Genomic DNA, 11096 nt, shown 5'->3' on the forward strand with positions numbered 1-11096 from the left:
TGGTTGCATAAATCATCATAGCTTATAATTGTAAGAAGAACGTCAATCGACGTAATTCATAGAAGACAAGTCAAGGCCCGGCGCGTCCGCCGAGCCTTGTCCGAGGTTTGCCGTCTACGTATCCTGAAATTAAAGGGTGCGCAGCTCCTGCAAAATTTCCGTTTTGGATCTTGTCTTGTCGTCGACCTGCTTGATCACCTTCGCAGGTGTTCCCGCCACCACGGAGAATGGAGGAACATCTTCCGTTACAACAGCGCCGGCCGCCACCACGGAGCCTTCACCGATACGTACGCCTTCAAGCACAACAGCGTTTGCGCCGACCAGAACGTCATCCTCCAGCACCACCGGCTGAGCGGAAGGCGGCTCAATGACACCTGCAAGCACAGCGCCTGCGCCAACATGGCACATTTTGCCGACTTTGACACGTCCGCCAAGCACAGCGCCCATATCGATCATGGTGCCGTCGCCGATCTCCACGCCGATGTTGATCACCGCGCCCATCATAATAACGGCATTGTTGCCGATGCCAACCATGTCGCGAATGATCGCGCCCGGCTCAATGCGCGCATTGATGCCCTTCAGGTCCAGCATGGGAACAGCCGAATTGCGGCGGTCGTTCTCCACCACGTAATCTTCTTCTTTTGCATTGTTGCTGTCGAGCACAGCCTTGATATCGGCCCAGTCGCCGAATACGACGCCAGCGCCACCGGAAATAAAGGACTGAACATTCTCCCCGAAGTTCACGGAAGCCAGTTCACCTTTAACGTATACTTTTACAGGGGTCTTTTTCTTGCTGTTCTTGATCAGATTGATTACGTCTTGAGTGTTCATTTCAATAGACATCTCGGTTCAACCACTCCTTCATCGCAGGTCATACGCTTTCCTTATGGATACAATCATGCTCCTTTTGGAAACAAGCATACACTATAATCCTTTATAGCATAAAAGACAGGGCCCCGCAATTGACACCTTTCAGGTCATTCCATTGCGAAACCCTTATAGAGGTAGTTCAAAAAGTCATCTTTTGATCACGAAGGAAGTCAGGAAGCGGACTCGACATCGAATCTTGAATTCAGCCGGGCCTTCCGGGGCTCACGTACCCCAAGTACGCTCCGCTCCTCAGTCCCTAGCTTCATCCAACTACAGCGTTTTGAAAAAACGCACTTCGGAAGCATAAGCTTCGGTGCTGAAAACCTGACTTTTTGAACACTCACTTATGAACAGCGGTTTTCCGCCGCTTCATAAAAACTTTATTGCAGTGTGTTCAGCGTCTTGTAAATATGCCCCATAAAGCCTTCCAGCGCATCTCCCTGCGGGGCATTGACTTTAACCGCAAAGCCCTGTCCCTCATTCTCCAGTACGATGTATTTCTGAGTTACGCCGTTGCCGGCAGCGGAGAGGAATAATTTGGCGCCTTTAAGATCAGCAGGAATATCTGACCCTTCAGCCTTCTCCACTTTACCTGTTGCCGCCAGCTCTTCCTTGCCTTCTTTCTCCAGTGTATCGAGCTTAAAGTCGGATGGCAGCTTGGAAATCTCCGCATAGTAATTATCGTCTACCGCCATGGCAACCCTGTTCTGGTCCGGGAAAAAGGACATCATATCGAACACGTACAGCGAGTAGCCGTCTCCCTGTGCCAGCTCAGCCGTGCGCTCCTCCTTCGTTCCCTCCAGATTCACCTCGAACGTTGCAGTCGCAGGACGTGCGCTGCCTTGTCCGCCTTGTGCGGAATCATTGCCACCATGTGAAGCGGCATCCCCTGTTTTCGTAATTTTAGTGATGGTAAGCTGCTTGGCTGTATCTCCTTCAATCGGTTCTTCCGTATACTCAAAAGAAACGGCATCCCCTTCATTCAATTGAGCAACCTCTGCGTCCACACCTTCGCCAAGCTGGTATGCAGTGGGTTCACCGTCTACTTCAATTTCCACAGTATGAGGATCGGCCTGTCCGTTATACACCCCTGTACCGGTATGCGTCTCCGGTGTCTGGGCAGCCGGTTCGTTCTGCTCCGGAGCCGGAGTGTTGGCGGCTGGCGTATTATTAGCCGGCGGACTGACCTGCTTGCCGCCGCAGGCAGACAGAATAAGAGCCATTACGGAAGCAAGCGCTGCTGCATAGATCATTCGTTTTTTTATCAAAAGTAACACCTCCACATTATTTAGACGACAATTGGCTGGAAAAGTTCCTCTTCTCAATTGCTTGCATCCCCGCCCTTAAGCGGAAAGGTCTTTTGCTCGCTAATACGTGAATTTGGTTCAGGGTTATTCCACACCTGCCGGCGGTCAGGTATAATGATATTTTGTCTGACACACCATTCTTACCCGTTTTTTAATCTGAATTCACGGAGATGCAAAATGAATACCCATCAGAAATCGTTCTACTCTCTGGAGCTCCTCTACGTCATCGGCATTATCGCCATTTCGTTTTCTTCCATTTTTATAAGATGGTCGGAGGCGGAGGTCTCCGTCATCGCCATGTACCGATTGTACCTGACGAATCTGCTTATGCTGCCGCTGGTATGGAAATACCGCCATGAGCTGTTCAGGCTGACAGGCAGGCAGTGGCTGCTGATGGCCGGATCTGGAATCATGCTCGGACTGCATTTTTTGTTCTGGATGAATTCCCTGCGCTTGACCACGGTTGCCAGCTCTACCGTTATTCTAACGCTTGAACCGATTCTTGTCATGCTCGGATCGTTCTGGCTCTTCCGCATACGGGCCAACCGGATGATGATCATCGGCATGTCCCTTGCCGTTGTTGGCTCCATCGCCATCGGAGCTGGAGATTTCCGCGCCTCGGGAAACGCCCTGCTGGGTGACTTCCTGTCCTTGCTGGGGACCATTGCCGTCGCGGCTCATATGCTGATTGGCAAGCATCTGCGGGAATCCATAAGCGCCTATGTATACAACTTCTGGGTATTCGCCATAGCCGCCAGCTCGATGGCTTTGTACAATGTCGGCAACGGGTTTGCATTTACCGGTTATGCCTGGCGTGAATGGGGACTGTTCCTGCTGCTGGCCATCGTTCCGACCCTGTTCGGGCACTACCTCTTCAACTGGCTGTTGAAATATATCAATGCGACAGCCGTATCCATGGCCGTGCTCGGCGAGCCTGTCATCTCCTCCATCCTAGCCTGGATGCTGCTGCATGAAAGGCTGACGGGCGTGCAGCTGCTGGCGGGCATGCTCATTCTATGTGGAGTATGGATGTTTATCCGGTTTGGAAGTGACTTTAAGAAGTCTGTAAGTGCTGCTGGTGACGCTAAACTGAGCGAGGCGGGGTAGGACTCTTTTTTCAAAAAAGCTTCTTTACAATAACCATCCACTTGGTATGCTTAAACTATTAAAAGGAGATGAGAACATGCTACATACCGTACCGATCAAGTGGCTGCTGGCCCGGTTATATGAACCGGACCTGGTCATCGTGGACTGCCGCTTCTGGCTGAACGATACTGCAGCGGGAGAGCAAAAGTATCTTGAAGAGCACATTCCCCGCGCAGTTTATCTGAATCTGGACAAAGACCTGTCCGCACCTGTGACCGAGCACGGCGGACGGCATCCGCTGCCGGATGTGGAAGCGATGAGCCGCACGTTCGGACAGGCCGGGATCAACCGGGACAGCCGGGTTGTCATTTACGACGACAACAACGGTATGAATGCGTCCCGGGTCTGGTGGATGCTGACCTATCTTGGGCATGAGAATGTCTATGTGCTGGAGCAGGACTTCACGGCCTGGAAGCAGGCCCAATATCCGGTGACACAGGAACGGCCCATTGTTGTTCCTGCAACATTTGCAGCTCAAGTGAAGCCGGAAATGCTGGTACAGATGGAAGATGTGCGCGAGGTATCCAGCCAGGCGGGACCGGACGACAAGCTCCCGGCAGGCTCCCCCATCCTGATCGACTCCAGGGATCACCGCCGCTATCTCGGCCTGGAAGAACCGCTGGACAAGAAGGCAGGCCATATTCCGGGCGCGATCAACTTTTTCTGGAAGGATGTCGTGAACGAGGACGGCAGCCTGAAGAGCAAGGAGCAGCTGGAGCAGCACTTCAGTGGGTTGGATAAGGATGCCGAAATCATCGTGTACTGCGGCTCCGGTGTATCGGCCTGTCCGAACGTGCTGGGATTAAAGCGGGCTGGGTTTAACAATGTGAAGCTGTATGCAGGCAGTTGGAGTGACTGGATTAGCTATGAGGAGAATCCGGTAGCGACCGGGGAAGAGTAGAAGCAGTACAAAGTATATGATGATGATACACCGCCCTCAGCTTTGAGAATTGGGCGGTGTATTTTTATACTCAGAGTCATTTGGTTGACGAGACACCCCAATTATTCACAGAATTTATTGCCCCTCTAAATGAGGCAGCGGAACTTGTGAATAAACAATGGTATCCCCATCTTCATCACGTTTTAGAACAATGCAAAAAACTGCGCCGTTTGTATGATCTCCCTTGGGAAGAGCAGAGATCATGGGTGGACAACGCAACTCATTTTGATAAGGGAATTGCTTGTTCCAATGATCCTGAGCAGCCTTCAGCAGTTCATCGATTCGAGTGAATATGTCCGTAAGATCTACTGCGGAATTTTTATAGAAATCTTCTTTTTTCTGGTACTTCTGCTCTAGTTTTGCTTTGTACTCATCTATATCTAAAAAACACAACTCCCAATCAAGCGGGAAAAAACCTAGATCATATGAGAAAAACTGCATCTATACCCTCCTATCTTTTTAGACCCTTTACATCGCAACTTTGCAGACATCCACTGATATGTCTTTGCTAAGTAATCAAAAAAAGGTATCCAATTAGCTGTTCCCGCAACTACCATGATATACTAGGGGGCAACTCCAGGTCGAGAAACCGCTCAGAAATATGCAAAAGGAGGAACTCCTGTGCGAGCAACAGGCAAACGCAAAAACATTCCCGTCATTCCCGCCCCTTCGCTGGAGACCGGCGACTTCCGGCTGCTGCGGCTTAACCAGGAGATGCATGGCGATGAGCCTGAGCTCTACGACTTGCACCGTCATGACTGCTATGAATTATTCTGGATTATGGAAGGACACGGCAAGGTTCAAATTGATTTTCAAAGCTACAGCTTTTCCCCTAACACCCTGAGTCTTATTGCTCCAGGTCAAATCCACGGCTGGATCGCCAAAGAGATCGGCATGGCGTTCGACGGTTATCTGCTCATCTTCTCAAAAGACCTCATTGCCGGGCACCAACTGGATCATGCAGGCTGGTTGCAAACGTCTCTATTGAATCTAATGGGTGATAATCCGTTCTATAATATAAGCCCTGATCATGCTTCCGTATTCAACGAGCTGTTCCGCCTGCTGGAACGGGAGCTGGCGAAGGAGCGCAAGGACCAAACCGATGCCGTCCGCAGCTATATCCGGTTATTGCTGATTGAAGCAGGACGAATTCATGATCAGTGGCAGCAAGGCCACCGGGAAGAAGCAGGCTTCAGGCTGACCAAGCAGTATCTGTCCCTCGTGGAGTCCCATTTTCGCACCGTGAACAGTGTGTCCGACTATGCGTCCATGCTTCATGTCACCACCAGCCACCTGATTGAATCGGTCAAAAAAACATTAGGGAAATCGGCTGGCGAAGTGCTGCGCGAGCGCCAGCTTCTTGAAGCCAAACGCCTGCTGCGATACTCCTCCTCAACAGTCGATGAAATTGCGCATCATCTGGGCTTTCACGATCCTTCCTACTTTGGACGCTTATTCAAAAAAAATGTGGGCCTGTCTCCAACCGCCTTTCGCAGACAGGGCTGACGCATGTATAACCGCCCTTTCGCACACGGCTTTCCGATGCGGAGGGTGGTTTTTTGCTGGTTTTCAGGACAAAGCAACAAAATAACCGGACTTCTTATGGCACTTTCCTGTTCCTCATTGACGGTGAGAATGGTTATCACTAGTATGGTGCTCAGAAGGAGGATCAGCCTATGAGTCTTGAGCAATTAATCCGGGAACGGAGAACCATTCGGAAATTTAACGGCAGCCCTGTTTCACAGGAGCTGGTGATACAGCTTTTAATGAAGGCAGAGCAGTTGTGCCCTTATGAAGGAAAAGCGCGCTGGCGCTATATATATGCAGGCTCCCCCGAAGAAAGAGAGCGGCTTACGGGTTATTTATTGGAGAAGATTACGGACAATAAAATCGCCAAATTTGCGCTGGGGCCGCTGCTCAAGCCCTATCAAAAGCACTTTAGTGAGGTGCCCGCCTATATTATTGTTCTTGCCAAAAGAGAAAGAGAGCCGCTAAAGGATGACGCAACCTACGGAACGGTATGCCGTATTCTGCAAAATTTTCAGCTGCTTGCATGGGAGCAGGGGCTGGGAATGACCTGGAGAACCGAGCCTTTTCTTCAAAATGAATTATTTTTTGGAAACATCGGCATGCAGGAGGATGAGCGGTTTGTGGGCATTATACTGCTCGGACATTTTGACAAGGCTCCCAAAGGGCGTCCGCGAACACCTGCCGAGCAGCGTTGGACGGTCATCGGCGAATCATAATTCCGCCACACACCAAATTTTAAGGAGGATGAGGCCAAGTGAAACTGTTGGACCGCAACATTGCAGAGCTGAGCAGACTTGGACCGGATCATCAACCGGTGCCGGAGGAGCTGGTGCTGAAGCTGCTCAACCATGCCGTATGGGCTCCCAACCACAGGCTCAGAGAGCCGTGGCGGTTTATTTTTGTCCCGCGCAACGAAGCGAAGAAGATGGAATGGCTCAGTCATGAGCCGGGGGCACATTTAATCATCGTCAGCCAGAATGACAACGACCCGTATAAACAAAGTGAAAATACAGCTGCCGTCTTTTGTCTCGTGCAAAACTTTCAACTGCTCGCCTACGAACGGGGACTGGGCGTTAACGTCATATTCCGTGAATGGATGTATGACAGTGCAGCATGCCGGAGGCTTGGCGTAATGGAGAAAGAAAGAATTACGGCCGTGCTGGAGCTCGGCTTTGGGGTTGAGCAGCCGGGGGCTGTACCTCCCATGCCTGTTGATCTGAATTGGAGCAGGCTCTGAAGAGTCTGAGCTTCCGCCAAGATTCCTATTATCGTTTTCATACGCCCTCCATTTGGTATAATCAGGGTAACTATACCAATCTCTCAGATCATTCTGACATTACGGGGGCAGCTATGGAGCAAAAACTTATCGAGCAATTGAACCAATGGCACGAGGATGATGAGCATCAGCAGATTGTAAACACCCTACTGGCAATCCCCGAGAACGACCGGGATTATGAGACGATCAGCCGATTGGCCAGAGCTTATAACAACCTGGGACAGTACGATAAAGCGCTTCAGCAATTCGACAGAATCGCTGCAGAAGGCAAGAAAGATCCCAAATGGCATTACCGGGTCGGCTTTGCTCTTTATTATTTGAAAAGGTATGAAGAAGCGGCGCGTGCGTTCGGCATGGCAGACAGCCTTGAGCCTGGCGACGAGGATACCGGGCTGCTGTTAAAATGGAGCCGGCAAAAAGCGGAGAAGCAGCGCAGACAGGAGCAGCGGTTGGCGGCTAAACGGGCAGCAGCGGCATCAGCCTCTTACGATTCGGCCGCGAACGATGTTCCTTTTGCGGGAATGTCACTTTCGGATTTCTGGGAGGGCAGCCAGTATGCCAGGGAGTCCTATGTCTCCGAGCCGCCAACGGATGAAATGATCGCATCCGTCGAGAAAGAGCTGGGATATAAGCTGCCCGCCTCGTATATTGCTTTAATGAAACAACAGAACGGCGGGATACCGAAGAATACCTGCTTTCCGACAGAAGAAGCGACCTCCTGGGCCGAAGATCATATGGCCATCACAGGCATTCTGGGCATTGGACGGGAGAAAAGCTATTCGCTCTGCGGGGACCTTGGCAGCCGTTTTATGATTGAAGAATGGGGCTACCCCGACATTGGGGTTGTCATCTGCGACTGTCCTTCGGCAGGCCATGACGTGGTGATGCTGGACTACCGGGCATGCGGCCCGGAAGGCGAGCCGGAGGTCATTCATGTGGATCAGGAGGACGATTATGAAATCACCTTTCTGGCCGAAAATTTCGAGGAGTTTATCAGGGGCCTGGTGAATGAAGAGGAATACGACACCTCCACGGAAGACAAAGAAGCTGATTTACATAAAGTAGCCCATGGGAAGTTCTCTCCCCTGCTGGCGGAACTGTGTGCCCAAGTCACCGAAGTGGAACAAATTGAACAAAAAATCCGCAAAATCTGTACCCGCATCGTCGAAGAAAAAGGCCATTTTTCCTTTCATGCAGACGAACGATCGTATCTGATGTATGATGTGCAGTTTTGGCTGTACACGAAGTGTTATCCGGATACCAGCCGTCAGCAGTACCTGGATGTCTATCCAAAAATGATTGCATTCGGCGGCGAATTCGGCCAAGGCGGCTATGCTCCAAGCTGGATTACCGACTGGCTGGACCAGCGCAAGCGTGAAGGGCGGATTGTACAGGAAAACGGCCAGCTCCGCTTCACAGATCAGGCTAAAGCGGAAGTGATCAGGGCTCTGGAAAATCTGATCGACTAGCTTATTTAGTAACCGAAATAGAAGCTTATCCATTGCTGGATAAGAGCACGAACGAAAGCCCGCGTCAGTCGCGGGCTTTTACTTATGAGCCAATCCCTTTCGAGCCGATCCCTTTCTGTCAACACTAACCTTTAGGAAAGTAGCTGAACTAAAAGTGCATACTTACATAACTGCGATCAGCCTTTTATACTCATGACATACATCATCTGCAAGGAGGACAAATCGTTGAAAACTCTTGTTATTGTTACCCATCCTAACATGGAAGAATCCGTCATAAACAAACACTGGGTGGAAGAGCTCCACAAACACCCGGAAAAGTATACGGTGCATGAGCTGCATAAGGCCTACCCTGACGGAAACATCGATGTGGAAAAAGAACAGCAGCTCATTGAATCACATGACAATCTTGTGTTGCAGTTCCCTGTCTACTGGTTTAACTGCCCGCCCCTCTTAAAAAAATGGCTTGACGATGTCTTTACGTATGGCTGGGCTTATGGTTCAAACGGAGGCGATAAACTAAAGAACCGCAAAACCGCTTTGGCAGTATCTGCTGGCGCAAAAAAAGAAAATTATAGTGAAGCGGGGCGGTTCCGCTATACCCTTGAGCAGCTGTTATCTCCCTTTGAAACGACCTTCCGATACTGTGATGCGGATTACCGTTCGTATTTTGCGTTTTATGGGACAGAAGGTGATCCTGGCGAGAACGTGCCTGGTGCAGAAAATGAAACACCTGCCAGCCAATTGGACAAAAGCGCACAAGCTTATTTAAATTTTATTGACAGTCTGTAACCAGCATGTTCTCCTCTCCCCAGTCGCACATCATGTTCAACACCGGCATGAGAGAAAGACCACGTTCAGACAATGAATATTCAACCTTTGGAGGCACCTGCGGAAATTCCCTGCGTACGATCAGGCCGTCTGCCTCCATTTCTTTTAGCATCATGCTTAGCGTTTTAAAGGAAATGGTGCCGATGCTCCGCTGGAGCTCATTAAACCGCATCACTTTATTTTCATACAGCCAATACAAAATGATCATTTTATATTTGCCGCCGATTAAGGACAACGTATATCCAAAGCCGGTGTCTTTCAATTTCACGCCACTAGGAGCACAGGTTTCGGACATTATTTACACCCTCCTTCAGGTCAGTATATGGATAACTTTACAACAAACCGTTGCCCCATCTCAATGAAAGTAAAGCAAGATCACTGCCCTTTCAACATCTTGCCTCAATTATTGTATAATAGGAGGGAATCAGACACAGGGGGACGGTTAGCCGTGATTGAAGTCATCACCTACGCAGAATGCTTGATAAGAGTGCCTCACGAGGAGGACTATGAACAATATATAAAAAATGAGCTGCTGCATTTGCAGAATGAAATTGTCACAGAGCAGATCGTCTCCATCGACAAGCCTGTGCGCAACCCCGCCAACTGGACGCTGGAGGCCCGGGTGCTGGCCCGCTTTATCCTCAATATCCCCGAGCAAAGTCCGGACAAAAGGGTTGGGGATTATCAGGAGGATGTCGTTCCTTTCCTGAAGCGGCATGTGCCAAAATGCAATCATATCGCCGGCACCAAAATCGTGCAGATGAAAAGAGCCTTGTATACGGACTGAAGTTGCACAAAAAATGGACAAGCAAAATGACCTGCAGAAACCCATTCCACACGAATCGGTTTTTGCAGGTCATTTTCATGGTTCAGCATGCTCCCATCAAGCCTGCTAATTGAACAAGCCGCGGTACTTGCTCGGCGTAATCTGCTCGATTTTCTTAAACGTCGCCACAAAGTGGCTTACATCATGGAAGCCTACCTTGCTAGCAACCTCCTTCAGCGGCAGCTCGGGCCTTGCAACCAGCAGCTTTTTGGCCTCACGGATGCGCAGCTGAATCAAAAAAGCATAAGGGCTCATGTTAAATGTCTCACGGAACAAATGGCTGAGATGCTGTGGGCTCACGCCTGCTTGCCGGGACATTTCCTGCAGCCCGATATTTTCCGCATACTCGCTCTCAAGCCACTCCACAACCGGCCTGATCCGGTCGTAATAGTGAGATAGCGACGGCTGGTTTTCCGTCTTGCCGTATTTTTTCAGCATGATTAAAAAACGGTACAGCTCCTCGGATGCATCCAGCCTGGAAAACTCCGCACCTTTGCCGATCTTTTTCAGCATACGCCATATGAGCCCGGAAAAGGGAAACTCCTCCGACTCGGTATATACCTTCGACGCCCCAATCTCAAGCGCATTCAAAATGCTGTCGGCAGAAGCTCCTCCGAACGTGACATACAGCGTAGACCAGGCTTCTCCCGTGCTGTAATAGGAATGCTCCGTAAATGGCATCAGCAGAATGCCTGCGCCTTTGCCAAGGGTGTACTCCTCGCCGGAAAAGGAGAATACCCCCTCTCCCTCGACGGTCTGCAGCCAGTGAAAATAAGGATATCCTTCAGGCCGTGCAAAATCCTCTTCCTGCGGATTGTAGCCAATGCTCTCCACAAATAAGGGCAGAGGCTTCTCCTGTCCGGAAAACGTATATCTGATCTTCTTCAAGGCCGCTCCTGCCTCC

General features: G+C 50.3%; 13 protein-coding genes. 8 read left to right on the forward strand and 5 right to left on the reverse strand.

The genetic code is table 11. The features are described from left to right. Positions 1-129 precede the first annotated feature (129 nt). On the reverse strand, positions 130-843 hold the full coding sequence (dapD, locus tag ACE5KN_RS12980; RefSeq protein WP_375527891.1) for a 2,3,4,5-tetrahydropyridine-2,6-dicarboxylate N-acetyltransferase: 714 nt from the start codon (positions 841-843) through the stop codon (positions 130-132). Positions 844-1250: 407 nt separating this feature from the next. Continuing rightward, the gene (locus tag ACE5KN_RS12985; protein ID WP_375533085.1) at positions 1251-2138 is read right to left on the reverse strand and encodes a DUF8580 domain-containing lipoprotein; all 888 of its coding nucleotides are present in this window, start codon (positions 2136-2138) and stop codon (positions 1251-1253) included. Positions 2139-2354: 216 nt separating this feature from the next. On the opposite strand from ACE5KN_RS12985, the gene ACE5KN_RS12990 reads away from it, so the two are divergent. Together ACE5KN_RS12990 and ACE5KN_RS12995 are read left to right on the forward strand one after the other, a co-directional pair. Further along, on the forward strand, positions 2355-3284 hold the full coding sequence (locus ACE5KN_RS12990) for a DMT family transporter (protein ID WP_375524950.1): 930 nt from the start codon (positions 2355-2357) through the stop codon (positions 3282-3284). A gap of 76 nt (positions 3285-3360) precedes the next feature. Continuing rightward, positions 3361-4224, forward strand: a complete 864-nt coding sequence (locus ACE5KN_RS12995) for a sulfurtransferase (protein WP_375524949.1) — start codon at positions 3361-3363, stop codon at positions 4222-4224. A gap of 114 nt (positions 4225-4338) precedes the next feature. Here the strand turns inward: ACE5KN_RS12995 and ACE5KN_RS13000 are convergent, their stop codons facing one another. After that, a complete protein-coding gene (locus tag ACE5KN_RS13000; RefSeq protein WP_375524948.1) occupies positions 4339-4704 on the reverse strand; it encodes a hypothetical protein in 366 nt (121 codons plus the stop codon). Positions 4705-4884: 180 nt separating this feature from the next. On the opposite strand from ACE5KN_RS13000, the gene ACE5KN_RS13005 reads away from it, so the two are divergent. The 5 genes from ACE5KN_RS13005 (at position 4885) to ACE5KN_RS13025 (ending at position 9327) form a co-directional block, all read left to right on the forward strand. Then, positions 4885-5769, forward strand: a complete 885-nt coding sequence (locus ACE5KN_RS13005; protein ID WP_375524947.1) for a helix-turn-helix domain-containing protein — start codon at positions 4885-4887, stop codon at positions 5767-5769. Between the two features lie 170 nt (positions 5770-5939). After that, positions 5940-6509 (forward strand): nitroreductase family protein, encoded by a 570-nt coding sequence (locus ACE5KN_RS13010; RefSeq protein ID WP_375524946.1) that lies wholly within the window; start codon positions 5940-5942, stop codon positions 6507-6509. A 38-nt stretch (positions 6510-6547) separates the two neighbouring features. Next, positions 6548-7030, forward strand: a complete 483-nt coding sequence (locus ACE5KN_RS13015; RefSeq protein WP_375524945.1) for a nitroreductase family protein — start codon at positions 6548-6550, stop codon at positions 7028-7030. A 113-nt stretch (positions 7031-7143) separates the two neighbouring features. Next, positions 7144-8538, forward strand: coding sequence for an SMI1/KNR4 family protein (locus ACE5KN_RS13020; RefSeq protein ID WP_375524944.1), 1395 nt, complete (start codon positions 7144-7146; stop codon positions 8536-8538). Positions 8539-8763: 225 nt separating this feature from the next. Next, positions 8764-9327, forward strand: a complete 564-nt coding sequence (locus ACE5KN_RS13025) for an NAD(P)H-dependent oxidoreductase (RefSeq protein ID WP_375524943.1) — start codon at positions 8764-8766, stop codon at positions 9325-9327. Here the strand turns inward: ACE5KN_RS13025 and ACE5KN_RS13030 are convergent. Continuing rightward, the gene (locus ACE5KN_RS13030) at positions 9311-9661 is read right to left on the reverse strand and encodes a winged helix-turn-helix transcriptional regulator (protein ID WP_375524942.1); all 351 of its coding nucleotides are present in this window, start codon (positions 9659-9661) and stop codon (positions 9311-9313) included. The genes ACE5KN_RS13025 and ACE5KN_RS13030 overlap by 17 nt on opposite strands. Positions 9662-9814: 153 nt before the next feature. Between ACE5KN_RS13030 and ACE5KN_RS13035 the strand changes: the two genes are divergently transcribed. Further along, positions 9815-10153 (forward strand): hypothetical protein, encoded by a 339-nt coding sequence (locus ACE5KN_RS13035; RefSeq protein WP_355321032.1) that lies wholly within the window; start codon positions 9815-9817, stop codon positions 10151-10153. 105 nt (positions 10154-10258) lie between these two features. Here ACE5KN_RS13035 and ACE5KN_RS13040 read toward each other — a convergent pair whose 3' ends face one another. Next, positions 10259-11080, reverse strand: a complete 822-nt coding sequence (locus tag ACE5KN_RS13040) for an AraC family transcriptional regulator (RefSeq protein ID WP_375524941.1) — start codon at positions 11078-11080, stop codon at positions 10259-10261. Between the last annotated feature and the right edge of the window lie 16 nt (positions 11081-11096).

The organism is Paenibacillus terreus (genome assembly GCF_042138595.1).
GTDB classification, from domain to species: domain Bacteria; phylum Bacillota; class Bacilli; order Paenibacillales; family Paenibacillaceae; genus Paenibacillus; species Paenibacillus terreus.

Bases quoted from the DNA above. Each gene is read 5' to 3' on its own strand.
- dapD (WP_375527891.1), bottom strand. From the start codon at position 843: ATGTCTATTGAAATGAACACTCAAGACGTAATCAATCTGATCAAGAAC.
- ACE5KN_RS12990 (WP_375524950.1), top strand. From the start codon at position 2,355: ATGAATACCCATCAGAAATCGTTCTACTCTCTGGAGCTCCTCTACGTC.
- ACE5KN_RS12995 (WP_375524949.1), top strand. From the start codon at position 3,361: ATGCTACATACCGTACCGATCAAGTGGCTGCTGGCCCGGTTATATGAA.
- ACE5KN_RS13000 (WP_375524948.1), bottom strand. From the start codon at position 4,704: ATGCAGTTTTTCTCATATGATCTAGGTTTTTTCCCGCTTGATTGGGAG.
- ACE5KN_RS13010 (WP_375524946.1), top strand. From the start codon at position 5,940: ATGAGTCTTGAGCAATTAATCCGGGAACGGAGAACCATTCGGAAATTT.
- ACE5KN_RS13020 (WP_375524944.1), top strand. From the start codon at position 7,144: ATGGAGCAAAAACTTATCGAGCAATTGAACCAATGGCACGAGGATGAT.
- ACE5KN_RS13030 (WP_375524942.1), bottom strand. From the start codon at position 9,661: ATGTCCGAAACCTGTGCTCCTAGTGGCGTGAAATTGAAAGACACCGGC.